Genomic DNA, 18,422 nt, shown 5'->3' with positions numbered 1-18,422 from the left:
AAACCTATTAAAAACCACGTATTGAAAGTGAAACAAACATATCAATTTAGATAATTGATGATAACCACTCATTACACAGTGAGCGACTATAAAAAAGCCACCAAAGCAGGTGTTACTTTGGTGGCCATGAATGCTTGCTAATAATTAGAAGCTATAGTTGAACCCTAAATAATACTGGCGACCAAACTCTTTGTACTCACCAGTGGCAAGTGCAGTACCATAATTAGTGGTATTTGGCTCATCAGTTAGGTTATTAACCTGTAAGACGGCTTCCAAACCATTCTCAAAGTTGTACGATGCCTGCCAATCAACAACTGTATATTCATCAGCCCAAGCTAGAGAAGAGCCTCCTGGTGAAGCCCCTTCATATACATACTCATCACGGTAACGGATATTCAGGTGCGTTGTGAACGAATCTATGTTCCAAAATACCGTAGCACTCCATACATTTTTTGATAGGCCAGGGAGTGGCAGTTGCTGATCAGGGAAGTTACCACCGCCATCTACCGTTGTTTCGCTCTCGGTATATGAATAGTTAGCGTTAAAACCTAAGCCCGAAAAGACACCCGGTAAATTATCAAACATCGTGGTATAAGCCAGCTCAATACCTCTTATGTATCCACCTTGATCATTGTTCTGAGTCGTTTGGTATTGACCTGCAACAAATCCATCTGGTACCTCTAGGCCAATATCAGCCCAGTCAACCTCACCTTCTTGATAAGTAATACTTTCAATCAAAGATTCAATATCTTTCCAGAATATCGCGGCAACAAAAGCACCACCATCTTCAAAGTAACGCTCATAAGATAAATCAATTTGAGTCGCTCTAAACGGGTCTAAATTTGGGTTACCTTTTGACCACACATTATAACGAGGACTAGTACCATCATTTGCGGTGTCAGCCCAAGACCCTGCACCACCTCTAAGCTGGTAGACAGGTGGACGGCCAATAACTTCTGCAGCTGCAAACCTAATTTGGTCCGTGTCACTCACTCTGAAATTGAGGTTTAGTGAAGGCAATGTGTCCGTATACTCAGGGCCGTAATTAACATGGCGATAATCGGTTCTTTCAACGCCATTGTCATCGATGATTGAGTCACCAACTTCATCGCCTTGGATCTGTTGAATGCCTATTGATTTCGTATCAGTTCTTACTACTCGAACGCCAAAATTACCCGTCACTGGTATGTCGGCAATTTCGGTATCTATATTTGCCATAATATAACCGGCTAATACTTCTTCTCGAACAGCGCCACTTTCAATGAGCGTCCAATTGTGACCCCAAGTTTGTTGTGCCTCATAATTGCCCGGACCAAATACTTCGTTAGCGATACCTTCAAGGTCTAGTTCCAAGTATTGGAAACCTCGAGTATCTCTAACCGAAACATATCCCGTCAAATCGTGAGGAATACACGGGTGGTTCTGATCATTAAATTCACAGCCTTTGTTCGTGACGATGGTGCCATCCGGTAACTGGTAACCATTTTGGCCTTCGCGTGCGCCCCATCTAAATGTCGAGCGTTGATCCGTAAATTCACGGTCAGACCAACGCGCACCAACTTCAATCGAAGAAATAAAGCTGTTCTCAATAAAATACTTAAAATCAACCTTAACGCTATCTAACTCGTCTGTGTACTTGTGAGGAAATTGTTCCCAATCACCCAGTCGCATATTAGATAGGTCGGTATACCCATTGCCAAGTGTTAACAGTGGTGAGTCTTTCTCTCTTTGTTCGAAAGAAAAGGTTTGATTTCTTAATTCTTGCCAAGTGTTAACTAACGTTCCATCTTCCAGTGTAGAAGTACCGTATTCATATGCATGCATTGAAGCAATCATATCTCTACGCGTTTTTTCCCCTTCACTATGAGCCCAGTCGAACTTTAATTCCCACGAATCTGTCGTGTATTGCAAGTTTAAGCCAAAGCTGTCGGTGGTTGAATCCGTTGATTGGTCTTCAGAGCGCATCTCAACCCATGGACCATTGGGATCCGTAATAGTCACATCCCCAGCAACTAGAAAACCGTCTTTAACAACTGCATTATCAACCGAATACAACGAGTTAATATCTTTTGAGAATCCTTCAATATTTAAGCCGCTCTTTTTATCTTCCGATTCAAACTTAGAATGGAAATAATCAAATTGGACTTTGAACGCGTCTGTTGGCTGATATACCAAAGTGCTTAACAGGCCAAGCCTTTCATCACTGCCTTTGGCTGAGCGATATTGAAAGCCATTGACCGAACGCTCTTCTGTACCATCACCATCAAAATCTTGAGAGCGTGTAGGAGCATGCGCTGAGATATCAATTGCGTTATTTGGTTGGTTTAGATACGCCCCACCAATAGCAAAACCAAGTGTCTCATTTAGGAATTTACCTCGGTATGAAAAACTAATACGTTCGCCTGTTGAATCCGCGCCCACATCTGATGCAGCATCATTGTAGGAATATCTTACCGAAGAATTAAAATTATGTTCTTTTTCAGCATCGAGAGGGTTTGCCGTTTTAAGTTCAACCGTAGCCGCAACGCCGCCTTCAATCAGCGACGCTTTTGGTGATTTATACACTGCGGCTTGATTAATTAATTCTGACGGATATTGGTCGAATGAAATCCAGCGACTACCTGCAGTATATCCACTGGTACTCGCCTGCTCACGTCCGTTTAATGTGGTTTGAATAAAGTCGCCGTTCATCCCGCGAATATTAAGTTGCGAAGATTGCCCACTTGCTCTTACCGCGGTGATCCCAGGTAGACGGCTCAACGAGTCAGCGATTGACACGTCAGGTAAGGAAGCTAAGTCTCCAGCATCAACTACTTCTGCAATGGTGTCGCTAAATCTTTTTTTATCGATTGAGGCGATGATACTGCGCGAGATACCTCGAACTTCGATCACCTCAACGTTTTTTTCTTCATTATTAGCAGTGTTATCTTCAACAGGAGCAGCATGGCTCACACCTGCAGCAATCAGCGCAAGCGTTAGCATACTCGGTTTGAACTTAGACATAATGTTTTATCCCAATTAACCATATTATATTGTGCGATTTGTTCATCTGGCGTGCAAACTGATGAAAAAACAAACGAGCACAGTTGTTGTCAGTCAAATACTAGCGGCTGATTAAATTTGTAAACAACTTTATGCATACGTATTCAAAGCTAGTGCATTTCAACGAAATTTACAGGTTTTTTACAGGAACAAAACTCAACTCAATGATATATATATAGTTTTATTGGGTAAGGTCAAAAGGCCGACCACATTTATTTACCAGCTTTAATTTCACTAAATCTTAACTTTCACGGGCTATTATTGTCGACTGAACACCAAAATATCCTCAACATGTAATCTATAGCTATACTTAAGTTAAATTGGTCTTACCAAAAATTCACTCTTACAAAGCTTTATTTGTCTGGTTATTCCCTTTTAAAGGTCAATATTGGTAAATTTATTTTATAAAATAAAATTATGTGAATGAGTTATCATAAATTCACCTCACAAAACCTGCATACGTATGCAGGTTTTTTACACCCCACCGAGCATGACGTATTCTTTGGCAAAATTAGTGGTGAAAGTGCCCAGCATAGTATTTACTTGATACTCAGCACTGCCACAGAATAAACACGCACATAGCCTGGAGAAAGTGCATGGCAAATAATGAATGGTGGAAAGGCGCGGTTATCTATCAAATATATCCGCGTAGCTTTCAAGACAGTAATGCAGACGGTATTGGCGACTTACAGGGTATTATTCAGCGACTAGACTACATTAAATCGCTTGGTGTTGATGCAGTATGGATTTCACCATTTTTTAAATCGCCAATGAAAGACTTTGGCTATGATATTAGCGACTATCGCGATATCGATCCTATGTTTGGTACGCTCGACGATTTTGATACGCTTATTGGTGAAGCACATAAACGTGATATTAAGATCATTATTGATCAGGTACTTAGTCATACCTCAAATCAACACCCGTGGTTTGTCGAAAGTCGTGAAGACAACACAAATGATAAAGCAGATTGGTATGTATGGGCCGATGCCAATCCAGACGGCAGTCCACCAAACAATTGGCTATCCATTTTTGGTGGTGTTGCCTGGCAGTGGGAGCCTAGACGTTGCCAATATTACCTGCACAACTTTCTCACTGAGCAGCCGGATCTCAACTTTCATCACCCTGAAGTACGTAAAGCCGTACTAGATAACGTCGAATTTTGGCTTAAAAAAGGCGTTGATGGCTTTAGACTAGATGCCATCAACTTCTGTTTTCACGATAAGCAGCTTAGGGATAATCCAGCTAAACCCATTGAACTTCGTCAAGGTCGTGGCTTTAGCGAAGACAACCCTTACGCTTTTCAGTACCATTATTACAATAATACGCAACCAGAAAATTTAGCGTTTATGGAAGAGATCCGTGCCTTATTAGATAGATACCCAGGCACAGTTAGCTTAGGTGAGATAAGCTCAGAAGACTCTTTGCAAACAATGGCAGAGTACACGGCCGATGGTAATAAGCTACACATGGGTTATAGCTTTGAGCTGCTAACTAACGACTATAGTGCAAAGTACATCAGAGAAACGGTTTCTCGCCTAGAGTCAGTCATGACCGAAGGTTGGCCATGTTGGGCGTTTGCAAATCACGATGTAGAACGGGTAGCAAGTCGCTGGAGTATAGATGGCAAGGTAAACGATGCACAGGTCAAAATGCTCACCGCCCTTCTCGGTTCATTGCGTGGTAGCGTCTGTATGTACCAAGGCGAAGAACTAGGGCTTGGCGAAGCCGCCGTTGCCTTCGAAGAGCTGCAGGACCCATATGGCATTACCTTTTGGCCAAACTTTAAAGGCCGTGATGGCTGTAGAACGCCGATCCCGTGGACACAGGCAAAAACTAATGCTGGCTTCTCAGAGTCTAAGCCTTGGTTACCAGTTTCTGAAGCGCATGCCCTACGAGCTGTAGACAAACAAGCAGTAGATAGCAATTCAACGCTCAGCTACTATCAAGCATTTTTACAGTGGCGAAATGCGCAACCTGCACTAAAAACAGGTGACATTGAGTTTATTGACACTCCAGAGCCAGTATTAGCTTTTTACCGTAGAACCCAAACCCAAACATTGCTGTGCGCATTCAACTTAGCAGCTACTCAACAAAGCGTGACTCTTCCTGAAGTTGCATTAACGCAGTGCGACCTGAAGCACCTAAGCGGCACGGCGAGCGCAAATGCACTAATACTTGATGCATTTGGTTGCTACTTCGCTGAGGTTTTATAATAGTTAGGTCTTTTTCTGAGCTTTGGTTAAATAAGAGCGGTTAAGCCGCTCTTTTGTTATCTAACACTTTATCTATCTCACGCTGTAGTTGCGGTAGCTCTAGTGCTTTGAAATAAAGCCAACCTTGATGGATATTCACCCCTCGACTTTTGAGATAACTAGCTTGAGCTTGAGTCTCTACCCCTTCAGCAATCAGTTTCTTATCCAGCTTTTCCGCCATATCAATCACTGCCGATAAAACCGGGGATTGCAAAGTATCTAGGCCAATTGATGCTACAAAGCTCTGATCTATTTTCAACAGGTCGATCGGAAAACTTTGCAAGTACTGTAAACCACTATACCCCGTGCCAAAATCATCAATCGCGATTTCTATTCCGGCACGTTTGAGCTCGGTGAGTACCGTTTTCGTTTGAGCCTGCGTCAGCACATCACGCTCGGTTAATTCAATAGTCAACGAGGATATTTGGTTTTTTGCAGCAAGCAAGGCATCGATATAGCGTTTAGAGCCCAGAAGTAAACCATTAACGTTAAAAGACACCTTAAAGTCTGGCTGAGCGGCTAAGATGTCCGTCAAATCTCGCACAGCATTTTCGACTTGCGCTATCGAGATGTCTAAAATAGTACCATCACGCTCAGCTTCTGGCACAAAGTAAGCGGGGCCGAGCACACCTTCAAGTGGATGACGCCAACGAATGAGTACTTCCACGCCCACTATCGATGGCACCTCTGCATTAACAAGAGGCTGATACACGTTAAATAACTCATCATTTGCCAATGCTCTTAATATTTGTGTTTTACTGCTTAGCTGGCGCTTGTCATAACTGATCAATAGCAACGTGAGGCCAACCCAGGAGGCACAATACAACACACTCCAAAGTACTAGCCACAACCACCCTAGACTCACTAGTTTCTCATCATTTTTTGCAATAATTAAGCTCATCTGCGGCAAACTTGGAATAGCTGCAACATACGCAAACTTTACCTTTGCATCATCAAAGAGCCCCTCTACTGCGCGGCTATTAGCCACTGGAAATAGTTTCTGACGGATTGGCAAAGCGTATTTACCATTTAAAAAAACCGGCACACCCGTGCTATTGTCGACCAAAGCAGCAAAATCGGTATTATGATGAGCTGAGATATCAAGCATACTCTTTAGCCAATGATCCGGCATCAACACATTTACCTCATAACCATCGTCTCTCGTGCGCGCTAAAACAAAAGCAGGAAGTTCTAAATAGTCGGTAATGATTGGGCCATAGTATCTAAGCCCGGGCTTTTTTATTGGGGCGCTGGTATTCACAGGTGGAGTGAGTTGCCCAAAAGAATTGCAGACCAATTTCCCTTTACTATCTACGATCCCTATCTCGCTCATGCCTGGGTTTTCAAAAACCAATCTACGCATGTAGTGTAGACCCTCAGGGTCGCAATTTGGAGAAAGATGGATAGCATGTTTTAAGGTATCGTCTACAACGACAAACTCTTTGTTGATGTCAGATACAATCCGACTCGCTACAGTGACAAGGTTGGATTTAGCGGTTTCTTTTTGATGCACATAGGTGAAGGCAGCCACGATTGAAAATACAAAGGTGCAAGACAACCAAGCAATAAAGATATTCTTAAACAACTTGCTTAAGGAGTGTGCTCCTCGCATAAGCTCCTCACTCCACGGAACGCAAACAGGCGCAGAGTGTAGCTCGAATATGTGACAAAACTATTTCAATATAAAAAAAAGCCTTGGTTTCACCACCAAGGCTTTCTTATATTACAAGTTTTTGCTTGTGCCGACCTCAACACGGGTTTTTAACTTTTGGCCAGGCCTAAAAGTTACCACGCGTCGCGCAGAGATAGGAATATCTTCCCCAGTTTTTGGGTTCCTACCTGGGCGTTCCTTCTTGTCGCGAAGGTCAAAGTTACCAAACCCAGAGAGCTTTACTTGCTCGCCGTTTTCTAGCGCTGAGCGGATTTCTTCAAAAAACGCTTCAACTAAGTCTTTGGCATCTTTCTTATTGATCCCCAGTTTTTCAAATAGGTGTTCAGCTATGTCGGCTTTAGTAAGCGCCATATCTAGTCCCTCAACGATGCATTGAATTGTTTGGCCAGTTCGGCCACCACGTTTTCTACAACCGCGTTGATGTCTTTCTCTTCGAGCGTTCTATCAACCGCTTGTAATGTTAGAGCAATGGCTAAACTCTTATGATCAGGTTCAACCCCTTGCCCTTTGTACACATCGAATAAGTTTAGGTCAACTAATTGATTTCCGCCAACTTTCTCAATGCACTCTAAAATATCGCCTATTTTTACGTCATCTGCAACTAAAATAGCAATATCTCTTCTATTTGATGGGAATTTCGAGATACTAACCGCTTCTGGAAGCAGGCGATTTTCTAAAGCAGCCATGTCGATTTCAAATACATATGGCGTATCTTTAAGTTCTAACGGCTTTAATAGCTGAGGGTGTACTGCACCGATGAAACCAACCTTTTTACCGTCTGCATAAATTGCAGCAGATTGACCAGGGTGCAAACCATCGCTCACTTCCGCTTTAAAGCTAAAGCGTGCTTTATCGTTACAAAGCGCTAGTAATGCTTCTACATCGCCTTTCACATCAAAGAAATCCACTTTACGTGAAGGCACTGACCAATGTTCGTTATGCGTATTACCATACGCGATACCACCGATCACAGCGGTTTGACGTACGCCGTTTTCCGCGTTGTCGTCTTTGATGAACTTAAGGCCCGTTTCGAATAAGCGAATACGCGATTGTTGACGATTTTGATTATAAGAAACCGCATTGATCAAGCCTGTCATCAGGCTTACACGCATTGCAGACATTTCAACCGAAATTGGGTGCGGAAGAATTAATGCATCTGCTTCTGGGTGTAGCTGCTGTTGTGCTTTTGGATCAACGAAGCTATATGTGATGGCTTCTTGATAACCACGGCTTACTAACTCATCTCTAAAGCGCGCTACAGGCAAACGTGCTTCTTGATGATCTGTCATCTTTAACGCAGCAGTTGGTGCCACATTTGGAATATTGTTGTAACCGAATACGCGCGCAACTTCTTCAATTAAGTCTTCTTCGATACTAATGTCAAAGCGATAGCTTGGTACTTGAGCTTGCCACTGGCTGCCTGCAAATGTTACTGCTAAGCCCAGACGTGTTAAGATGTCTGATACTTTAGCATCTTCGATATGATAACCGATCACGCGGTCTAAACGCTCACGGCGTAAAGTCACTTGACGCTCTTTTGGTAAATCCGCTTCTGACACAGCTTCAACAACCGGTCCGGCTTCACCGCCAACGATTTCAAGTAGCAAGCCTGTTGCTCTTTCCATCGCATCACGCTGCAGTACCGGGTCTACACCACGCTCATAACGGTGCGATGCATCGGTATGCAAACCGTAGCTACGTGCCTGACCTGCAATCGCAAGCGGTGCAAAGAACGCGCTTTCTAACAAGATGTCTTTTGTCTCGTCACTAACACCTGACTGTTCACCACCGAAGATACCTGCCATCGCAAGTGCTTTATTATCATCAGCAATCAGAAGTGTTGATGGATTAAGCTTCGCCGTGTTGCCGTCTAACAATACTAGCTCTTCATTCTCAAAGGCATTACGTACTTTAATTCCACCTTCGATTTGGCTTAAATCGAACGCGTGCATAGGGTGACCTAGCTCAAGTAATACGTAGTTCGTAACATCAACAACTGGATCAATTGAGCGTACACCGCAGCGGCGTAGTTTCTCTACCATCCAAAACGGGGTCTCTGCTTTAACATTAACGCCCTTGATCACACGGCCTAAGTAGCGTGGACATGCTTCGCTGTTTACCAATTCAATAGAGATTTTATCATCAATCGTTGGCGTAACTGGCGTGATAGCAACTTCTGTTACGTCGATGCTGTTTAGTACTCCAACTTCACGAGCAAGACCTTTGATCCCTAAACAGTCGCTACGGTTAGCCGTTAAATCAACATCAATCGTTACATCGTTCAAGCCGAAGTATTCACGAATATCTTGACCGATTGGGGCATCCATTGGGAGTTCTAAAATACCGTCTGAACTTTCCGCCATGCCAAGCTCTTCAAACGCACACAGCATACCATGAGACGGTTGACCGCGAAGTTTAGCTTTCTTAATTTTGAAATCGCCTGGAAGCGTTGCGCCCACTTTAGCAACCGCTACTTTTAAACCCGCACGGCAGTTAGCGGCACCACAGACAATATCTAGTAGTTCGTCTTCGCCTATGTTTACTTTTGTTACTCTAAGTTTGTCAGCATCTGGGTGTTGACCACATTCAACCACTTCACCGATAACCACACCTTGGAAGTCACCGGCAACTGGGTCTACACCATCAACTTCTAAACCAGCCATTGATAATTGCTCAGATAGCGCATCAGTATCAATTGCTGGATTGACCCACTCGCGTAACCACTTTTCACTGAATTTCATACTTTTGTCGCTCTTATCTGAATTGGTTTAGGAATTTTAAGTCGTTTTCGAAGAAAGCTCTTAAGTCAGTTACGCCATAACGTAACATCGTCAAACGCTCAACCCCCATACCAAAGGCGAAACCAGTGTATTTTTCAGGGTCAATGCCTACCGAGCGCAGTACGTTCGGGTGCACCATGCCGCAGCCTAGTACTTCAAGCCATTTACCATTTTTACCTTTTACGTCCACCTCAGCTGAAGGTTCTGTAAACGGGAAGTATGAAGGACGGAAGCGAATTTCCATATCTTCTTCAAAGAAGTTGCGTAGGAAATCGTGCAAAATCCCTTTAAGTTCTGTAAAGCTTACGTTAGTGTCGACCATCAAGCCTTCAACTTGGTGGAACATTGGCGTATGTGTTTGATCGTAATCGTTACGGTATACACGACCTGGCGAGATAATTCGCAAAGGCGGCTGCTCAGCTTCCATAGTACGGATCTGAACGCCACTGGTTTGTGTACGTAGTACCAATTTAGGATTGAAATAGAAAGTATCATGATCGGCACGCGCTGGGTGGTGCTCTGGAATATTTAGCGCGTCAAAGTTATGAAAGTCATCTTCAACCTCTGGGCCAGATTTAACAGCAAATCCTAGCTCACCAAAAAACTGCTCAATACGCTCAATGGTGCGAGTAACTGGGTGAAGGCCACCAGCTGGCATTGTACGACCCGGCAACGTCACATCAATCGTCTCAGCTGCTAGCTTCTGCTCAAGTGCTGCATTGGCTAACGCTTCACGTTTTACCGTAATCGCATCTTGTACTTGGGTCTTAGCTTGGTTAATCACTTGACCTGCATCTTTACGCTCTTCTGGTGCTAGTTTGCCTAGCGTTTTAAGAAGACCTGTGATCTCACCTTTTTTACCAAGGTAGTTAACTCTAACTTCCTCAAGGTGCGCAATTTCGCTTGCCTGCTCAACGGCTTCAAGCGCTTGCGCTAAAATATTTTCTAAATTCATTGTCTACCTGATCTTTGCTGAGGTAATTTGCTGTTATTTAATCTCTTATGATAACTGAATTGCAAGGCGATATTCTAGCCCTGTTACAGCTTTAAAGTGGCTTTTATAAAAGGAATTGTTAACTTTCTTTGCGCAGCCATGGATGCGTGATCGAGTTTATCCAATACATCAAGTAACGCGCGCATATCACGACTCAATCTCGTGAGTAAAAATCGCGCACATTCATCGGAGAGTTCAAGGCCTCGCATGTGTGCTCTTTTTACTAAGGCTTCGGCTTTATCATCATCACTCATCGAGCGGATCTGAAAGGTCGTTCCCCAGGTTAGACGCGATTCTAAGTCTGGCAGTGACAAATTCAGCATGTTGGGCAACAGATCGGCAGTAACCACAAGGCATTTGCCTTTTTCATTAAAGCGATTGAAAAAGTTAAATAAGGCTTTTTCCCACGCTTCATCTCCTGCAACCAAATGCACATCGTCTATACAAACTACATCCAATGCATCGAGCCCATCTAACACTAACGGACCAAAATCCAACACTTCTCGCATCGACAATAAAATAGTCGAGAGTCCAAGCTCTTGCGCTTCAATGCACGTGGCATAAAGCAAGTGCGACTTGCCGGAGTCTGCCAATCCACACAAGTAAGTGTACTGAAACCCGGTTAAACGACGGGCAAGGCCATTTTTTAAGTGGCTTACTTCCAATGACGCTTCACCGCCAAAATAAGAGGCAAAGGTTTCGTCATCAGGCAGCGTCACTGGCAACGCCATTTGACGTGGCGATTCCATCCTATTTATCCACCCAATTGTATTTAAGGTTGTTATCGTCTGCGATTTGATAATAGGCTCTCGGGTCTTCGTACGCCTTAAAGCTTTGCTCCAATGCAATCGTTTTACGCAAGTCTGATACGCTAGAGGTATGTTCAATCGCAAACTTCACTGCTGTTTTCGCACGGTAGATCACATCGACATCCACTACAGTACTCATAGATAGCAAACGACGCTTCGCCATTTCTACATCCCTAAATGACCGTAATTGCTCAACCACAATTTCAGTTCGATGGGCTTCAAAAGTGAGATTAGGGTCAATAACATATTTCTGAGCTAAAGTGCTAGATAGCTGATTCACCATATCAATAATAACTTGCTGTTTGTCACCGACATATTGCTCAGGCTCAAAATATTCAGCGTCAGTGTAGCGCCAGTCTAGCTGCCAAGAATTTGTATGGGGCGGCTGAAACAAACGGGCGGTGATAACGCGCTCCGCCTCATAACGCAATGACGCATCTTCTACTTCGTTAGAAAAGTTTCCCCACACCTCTGCGATACTCACATTACTGCGATCTTCAAGATCCATCAGAGGAACAACGACCGGCACGCCCCACTCGTCCGCAGTGTCATAAATCAAGCGTTCGAGCTGAGGGTAGCTTTCTTGCGTAACAAACTCTCGGCGGAAGTTATCTTCGATCACCATCCAAATCGCGACCATAGGACGGCGGTTGCCCCAAAGCGGTAAGCCGGCTTCTCTGACTAGATCTTCGACCTTACCAGGCTCAAACTCCACCTTTATTTTGGTTACGCCTTGTCGATCATAATATTCATATCTCAGCATGTAATCTGAGATGCGTTTAAGGCTCGCTTGGATAGAAGGGTGAGAAAAATCATCGGCTTTACCTGTGAGCTTTTGCAACACTTTTAATAATGCCTGTTGGCTCGCTTGCGCTCGCGTTGCGCGAGATTTGTCGCTAACACTCAGCGAGGCTTCATATAAATTTTGAACTTCTACTGCTTTTGCCGTCATAGCAAAACAAAACAGTGCAATAAGGATCAGCCTGATGATCATAATGTCCATGTTTTTCTGACTATAAAGCCTGATCCTAAATCAATCATCTGCTTAAAGCAAAGGGCAACGAGCAATATCATGAAATTTTATAAAAACATGATAAATAACAAAATATTAATCTTATATTCAGTGTTATTTAAAGCTAAATGAGACCTGATTCTTGCCCTTTCCTTTCGACTCATAAAGCGCTTGATCCGCTACTTTTAATAACGATTCCGCACTGAACTCCACGCCCTCAGAAACCGCCATGCCGATGCTACACCCAACATTGACCAACTCACCATTGGTAAGCAAGATATCTTCATTTATCACACTCAAAAGGCGATTTGCTAAGCTTTCAAGCAAGTCTCTGGCAATTTTTTCATTAATCACAAAGACAAACTCATCTCCACCAATACGACAAACAAAATCATACTCTCGTAACGCTTCTTGTAGACGTCTTGCTACATGTACCAAAACCTCGTCACCACTATGATGGCCGTGATTATCATTAATCGGCTTGAAGTTATCTAAATCGAGATACCCTAAATACACATTTACTGGCTGTCGCATCGAGCGAGCAGACATTTTATTCAGCTCGTTAAATAGGTATTTTCGATTCGCCAATTGCGTAAGGTTATCGTGGTAGGCGTCAAACTCTAGCTTTTCTTGAAGTGATTTGCGCTTTTCGACCTCTGTTCTTAATTCTTCTAAACTCACACTAAGTTCATGGGTGCGTTTTTCTACCATTGCTTCCAATTCAAGCTCATGGGTTCTAAGGGCTGTATTCGCTTCAATGAGTGCTTGCTGGTTTGCAAATGCATCCATCGCAGACGCAATAACATGACTAACGGTATACAATAAATCCACCATGGCTTCTGAGTATTCATCGCTACGACGGTAGGATTGGATCACAAACGCGCCTAAATGCTTGTCGCGATTGATTAGCGGAAAGCACAACCATTGCTTGGGGAAACTGCCTAACATTTCAATAACCCCTTTCTCTGTCAGTGCCATCAAAGCGTGCTCAGAATAGTTCTTTACACTGTCAGAGCGCAGCGCATAACTAGTAAGCGTTTTGTCTATTTCTGTACTAGTTAGACTATTTAATTCCTCGAGCGAAATTCTGTCTTTGACGTCATGGAAGTAGGGAAATTCAAACTCGCCATCTTGTCTTTGCAAAACCACATAGAAATTGTCCGCGTAAGTAATTTTTTGCACAATACAGTGCACATTCAACAAGAAGTGCTCCAAAGATTCGCTGGTGTTTAAACACGAAACGATATCTGTCATGCTATCTATTACTTCAGGAAGTTCTGCCATCATTGAGCGCCCTTTTGAATCGTTAATTCTCAATCTCACAAAAGCTTAACTAGCAGTGCTAAAAATTACCAGAAATCAATTACTTTTTTATCCGCTCATCTAGATGCTAGAGGTCTGTTGACCTTTCAATCTGATGTGTAACACTTTAAAATTTGCTGACTAGAGTCTAAACGGAATACATAATGAAATACTTACATACTATGGTACGAGTACGTGATCTTGATGAATCAATGAAGTTTTATTGCGACCTCTTAGGTCTCGTTGAAGTGAAACGTTATGACAGTGAACAAGGCCGTTTTAGTTTAATTTATCTCGCCGCCCCTGATCAAGTTGAGCAGGCGCAGCAAAGCTTTTCTCCTACTATCGAACTTACCTATAACTGGGATCCGGAAGAATACACTGGTGGTCGTAATTTTGGCCACTTGGCCTTCGCCGTAGAAAACATTTATGCACTTTGCCAAAAGCTGCAAGATGCCGGTGTGGTGATCAACCGACCACCGCGCTGTGGTCACATGGCATTTGTTAAATCTCCAGATGGCATTTCTATCGAATTACTCCAACAAGGTGATGCATTGCCTCCAGCTGAGCCTTGGCAGTCAATGGAAAACACGGGTAGTTGGTAATAATTGCTGATAATCACTAAAGCACCGGAGCGATGTATCTAACCTGGAATCAGAATAACTACCGCTCCTTTTCCCCCTTACTTCAATAAGCAAGATGGTAGCTTTTAAGCAATTTCACCAGTTGCTTTTTGAAAGGCTTGGAATCTAACACCTGTTGTAGCGCCTCAAAATCCGATGCTGAATCTTTAGGCGCCAATATTGCTCTAAAATAGGTTTCATGGGGATTTTGAGAAAAGTGGAACACTCGCTTCCAACCATTTTTAGCAATAAGATATTCTGTCGTAGAGCGACTGACAATGGCAATGCTCACCCGCCTTTTGAGGATCATCTCCAATAGTGCTTCTTCGGAATTTACGTTCACTCGCTGGATATTGGCTTGCTCCACTCCTTGGTCCAAGTGGCGATAGTAGTACCCAGCAATGGCGCCAACTTGATTACCGTACAATGAGCTAGGGTGATAATACTCAAACGGTTGCTCTACATGCGAGACGAATTCGTCCGTGTCATACATTAACGGGCCGCTCCACAAATACTTTTGTTTTTTGCGGTCATCAAACCAAGCTGGGTTTACCCCTAAAATAAATCCTTTGAGTGTTTGCTGCTCAAGCTGCTTATCTAAGCGTTTACGTGGTACAAAACGTACTTCTACCTGCAGCTCTTTTTGCACGGCATTAATCAGTTTTGCTAAATCAAAATAAAGACCTTTTTGCGATTCTAGATCAATAATATAGGGCGGCTTGTGATGATATACGTAGAGAATTTGGGTTTCAGCGGCTGTCACTGAAAAGGCCACCATTAACCAAGTGGAAATGGCAATAAAGTACTTTTTTAACACTGAGTGCCTCGTGTCTAACCTAAACTTTTAATACAGTCTAAAACTACAGCCTAGCTCCTTCTCGGCATATCGGTTAATTCCTTTCACATGTTTTTAAATGAGCAAAGGGACCAAAGGCCCCTTATTTTACAAAAATATAACAAAAACAAATTATGAACAAGTAATAACTGTGATCTCTATCACCCGTTTTATTACTTTCATTATGTCTGCCTTAGTATTAGGCAATTACTGACAACCATCTTTGTTATAAGACACTTTCAGCGCTGCCCCCATTGGTGCGCCTGACACTTTCAAGTATCCCCAATATTCAGATTGCGCACTTATCTCAATGCACTCTTGGTTACCTTGATTGAACGAGCTTGCATCCACATTAGTACCATTTGGCCATCCTGCATTGCTGTATTCAAGCCCAAGATCACCACTACCATGAGCTGTTTTGATCACCACAGATTGTTGACCACTTACATTCTCAAGGCTAAACCACATCGGCTCTTGGCTTCCAAGGCAAATTGTTTCATCCGCTGCTAATCTACCATTAGAGACACTACCCTGCGACTGACATACGTCCTCTATTGTTGAATTTGTTACGATTTCTCCTAACAACTGCACATTTTCAAAGCGATTATAACCATGCAGCATAATGTAATAGGTGCCAGCGGCAGGTGTAGTAATTTCACATACCTCTTCGTTACCGGATTGATATGGTCTGCAATCATACTCGCTGAACGTTGGCGCCGAGCCCAACTTAAGGTAAAGATCGGCATCACCTGTACCTCCTGACGTGCTGATGACTAATTTATCAGTGCCAGCAGCGACATCAATTGAAAATGCAACTTGTTCATCTTGCTCGCCCGCAACCGTGACAGGTACGCCAGACTGTAGTTTGTTTGAAGTCGTTGCGCTTACAGTAGCCACTGTATTACTAGTGTGATTCAAACCGCTAGGATCGCTCACCGTTAAGCTAATTTGATACTCGCCTGCTTGCACATAACTGTGCGTAGGATTGGCTTCATTACTTTGGCTACCATCACCAAAACGCCACAGATAAGTGAGTGCATCACCATCAGGGTCGATACTACCTTGGCTTGAAAATAGTATCGCTTGATTAACGTCACCAGAGTATGGGCCATTAATCACTGAAGTAGGTGCGTTATTCTGACCACCAGCAGCAAGCTCGTTGCACCATTGAACAAACTCTGATTGATACTGTGATGCGAGGCGGTCCATACGGGCTTGGTACGCATTCCAATTTGCTTGTCGCGTTTCCTGTCGCATTGCGAGCACTTCATCAAAGTGTTTTTCATACAGGAATCTCACCCCTAAATAACCCCAACGGTAAATTCTATCTTGGTCAAAACCGTCATACGTCGTACTGAATATTTCGGCTAGCGTATATACTGAGCCATCTTTGATTGTATCTATTGCGGCTTGATTATCATTGAGGTTTGCAATGTACTCAGCCACCCCTTCACTCCACCAAACGATAGGCTTAGTCGGAGCATTAAAGTCACCATAAAGATCAAAACGCCCATCAAGATAATGTACGTATTCATGCTCTAAGTTCCAGATGTAATGATCCGGCTTTGCATAACTGGCCTCGTATGCAACAAAATTAGCAACGTTATTCACATCGCTAGGATTACCCTCTAAATACATACCACCGTTGTCGGTGCTGATTTTAAAAATGGCTTTGGCATATTTTTTATAGTCTGCACTGCTATTAAAGATATTCACTTGTAGAAAATCATTGTTATCATCGGCAACCGGTAAGCGGCCAGTTTCCAGCATGGTGTGGAATCGTCCTTCTTCCGCTTCCATGGTTTGACACGCTGAAGTCAATTGCTGAGCGGTGAGCGCTTGTGCTCTAATCTTTATTGTATCGCTACAACTATGTTGTTGAGAAAGTACTTTGGTCTCAAGTTCTTTATCAAAATTACAAATACCAAACTGGCCACAATCAGCATAATAGGTCGCGACATCAGCCGCAGCTAACCAGACACCATCGCCAAAACCATAACTGTTATAACGCGAGAATAAAGCGGTTAATTGCGTGTCGACTGACTCTTGAATAGCTGCACCATTGTATAATTTAAGTCGAGCCAATTCGCTCGCAGCATTGATGATTAGGTATTCAGAGTCTGAATTTACCATCCAAGTTTGTGCGGTGAAACTCCCTAGTAAACTCACCAATTGTTGATCGTTTTTAATCAAAGCGACAAAGTTATCATTCCACTGACCACGATATAAGATAGTGAAAATGCCGTTTACCGCACTGCGCATATTCCACTTTTGAGCGTAGCTTTCATTCCATTTAGATAGCCATGCTTTTACAACTGGCAGATAGTGCCCTTGTAGTTCAGATGAATCCATTGTAGTAATAGCCTCACCGAGTACTTTACCATGGGCATCATTGTCGTCGTAGAAATGGCTATTGCTAACAAAAGCATCCAATGCATCTTTCACCGCAGGCTTAACCCAAGTAGCGAAAGTCACCTGATCATTGTAAAACTCAACATAAAAGCCAGCGCGAATAAATAAATAAAGCGCTTCGAGGTCGGCACTGCCGTTGCCTGAATAGCTTTGCGAAAGCGACTTGGCATTTTGCGCCGCAGCGTACATTTTATCTGAAGTGAATACTTGTGTTTGGATGCTGCTGTCAGCGGAGAACAAAGCATTGATACAGCTCGTACCCTGTTGCTTTATTTCAGTAACAATTTGGCTACTGCTCGCACTTGCTAAGCTATTTAAATCACATGCAGCAATCGCTTCACTTTGGCCCACTGCCAGCGCTTGCAATAATGGCGTGTGTTTAGCAGATAATAGCGGCATACTCCTTGTTGGTGTATGTGCAACGGGTGCTCTATCATGCAAATCTTTGTGCTCATGACCATGGGAAATGTTCGTTTCCACTTGAACCGATGCATCGAGCGGCTTAAAGAGTCGCTGTGATTCTTGATGTGCGTTGGCTGAATTCATCGCTGTAAGCGCTGATAACGCCAAAGTGAGTTTTGTAATTTTCATCATTTACCTTTCCTGTTGTGTATCCAAACCCGATTGGGTTATAGGTTTTTAACACTAAAATTACAATGTATACAATATATTTTATATAACTTTAT

Annotated in this window: 12 protein-coding genes; 2 read left to right on the top strand and 10 right to left on the bottom strand. The window is 43.1% G+C overall.

Annotated features, from left to right (window positions below; translation table 11 throughout):
• Positions 1–144: 144 nt before the first annotated feature.
• Positions 145–3,003 (bottom strand): TonB-dependent receptor, encoded by a 2,859-nt coding sequence (locus GSF13_RS13115; RefSeq protein WP_206472703.1) that lies wholly within the window; start codon positions 3,001–3,003, stop codon positions 145–147.
• Between the two features lie 635 nt (positions 3,004–3,638).
• On the opposite strand from GSF13_RS13115, the gene GSF13_RS13110 reads away from it, so the two are divergent.
• On the top strand, positions 3,639–5,258 hold the full coding sequence (locus GSF13_RS13110) for an alpha-glucosidase family protein (RefSeq protein ID WP_174169054.1): 1,620 nt from the start codon (positions 3,639–3,641) through the stop codon (positions 5,256–5,258).
• Positions 5,259–5,298: 40 nt separating this feature from the next.
• Here the strand turns inward: GSF13_RS13110 and GSF13_RS13105 are convergent, their stop codons facing one another.
• The 7 genes from GSF13_RS13105 to GSF13_RS13075 form a co-directional block, all read right to left on the bottom strand.
• On the bottom strand, positions 5,299–6,909 hold the full coding sequence (locus GSF13_RS13105) for an EAL domain-containing protein (RefSeq protein WP_206472701.1): 1,611 nt from the start codon (positions 6,907–6,909) through the stop codon (positions 5,299–5,301).
• Between the two features lie 111 nt (positions 6,910–7,020).
• Positions 7,021–7,320, bottom strand: coding sequence for an integration host factor subunit alpha (ihfA, locus tag GSF13_RS13100; protein WP_010377997.1), 300 nt, complete (start codon positions 7,318–7,320; stop codon positions 7,021–7,023).
• Positions 7,321–7,322: 2 nt separating this feature from the next.
• Positions 7,323–9,710 carry a phenylalanine--tRNA ligase subunit beta gene (gene pheT, locus GSF13_RS13095; protein ID WP_211868648.1) on the bottom strand — a complete coding sequence of 796 codons (2,388 nt, stop codon included), beginning with the start codon at positions 9,708–9,710 and terminating at the stop codon, positions 7,323–7,325.
• A 13-nt stretch (positions 9,711–9,723) separates the two neighbouring features.
• Positions 9,724–10,704 carry a phenylalanine--tRNA ligase subunit alpha gene (gene pheS, locus GSF13_RS13090; RefSeq protein ID WP_010604038.1) on the bottom strand — a complete coding sequence of 327 codons (981 nt, stop codon included), beginning with the start codon at positions 10,702–10,704 and terminating at the stop codon, positions 9,724–9,726.
• An 83-nt stretch (positions 10,705–10,787) separates the two neighbouring features.
• The gene (gene hda, locus GSF13_RS13085; protein WP_117332898.1) at positions 10,788–11,492 is read right to left on the bottom strand and encodes a DnaA inactivator Hda; all 705 of its coding nucleotides are present in this window, start codon (positions 11,490–11,492) and stop codon (positions 10,788–10,790) included.
• 1 nt (position 11,493) lies between these two features.
• The gene (locus GSF13_RS13080) at positions 11,494–12,555 is read right to left on the bottom strand and encodes a DUF2066 domain-containing protein (protein WP_010604036.1); all 1,062 of its coding nucleotides are present in this window, start codon (positions 12,553–12,555) and stop codon (positions 11,494–11,496) included.
• Positions 12,556–12,678: 123 nt separating this feature from the next.
• The gene (locus GSF13_RS13075; protein ID WP_211868646.1) at positions 12,679–13,851 is read right to left on the bottom strand and encodes a sensor domain-containing diguanylate cyclase; all 1,173 of its coding nucleotides are present in this window, start codon (positions 13,849–13,851) and stop codon (positions 12,679–12,681) included.
• A 179-nt stretch (positions 13,852–14,030) separates the two neighbouring features.
• Here GSF13_RS13075 and GSF13_RS13070 point away from each other — a divergent pair, with 179 nt between their 5' ends.
• Positions 14,031–14,471 (top strand): VOC family protein, encoded by a 441-nt coding sequence (locus tag GSF13_RS13070; protein ID WP_010604034.1) that lies wholly within the window; start codon positions 14,031–14,033, stop codon positions 14,469–14,471.
• Positions 14,472–14,553: 82 nt separating this feature from the next.
• On the opposite strand, the gene GSF13_RS13065 is transcribed toward GSF13_RS13070, so the two are convergent.
• Entirely contained in the window at positions 14,554–15,306 is a 753-nt protein-coding gene (locus tag GSF13_RS13065) for a transporter substrate-binding domain-containing protein (protein ID WP_039495523.1), read from the bottom strand.
• A 225-nt stretch (positions 15,307–15,531) separates the two neighbouring features.
• Complete coding sequence (locus GSF13_RS13060) at positions 15,532–18,330, bottom strand: collagenase (protein ID WP_211868644.1); 2,799 nt, start codon at positions 18,328–18,330, stop codon at positions 15,532–15,534.
• Positions 18,331–18,422 lie beyond the last annotated feature (92 nt).

The organism is Pseudoalteromonas sp. M8 (assembly GCF_018141365.1).
Taxonomy (GTDB): Bacteria; Pseudomonadota; Gammaproteobacteria; order Enterobacterales; family Alteromonadaceae; genus Pseudoalteromonas.
The sequence above is the reverse complement of the archived record's forward strand: the minus strand, read 5'-3'. Positions and strand labels throughout refer to the sequence as shown.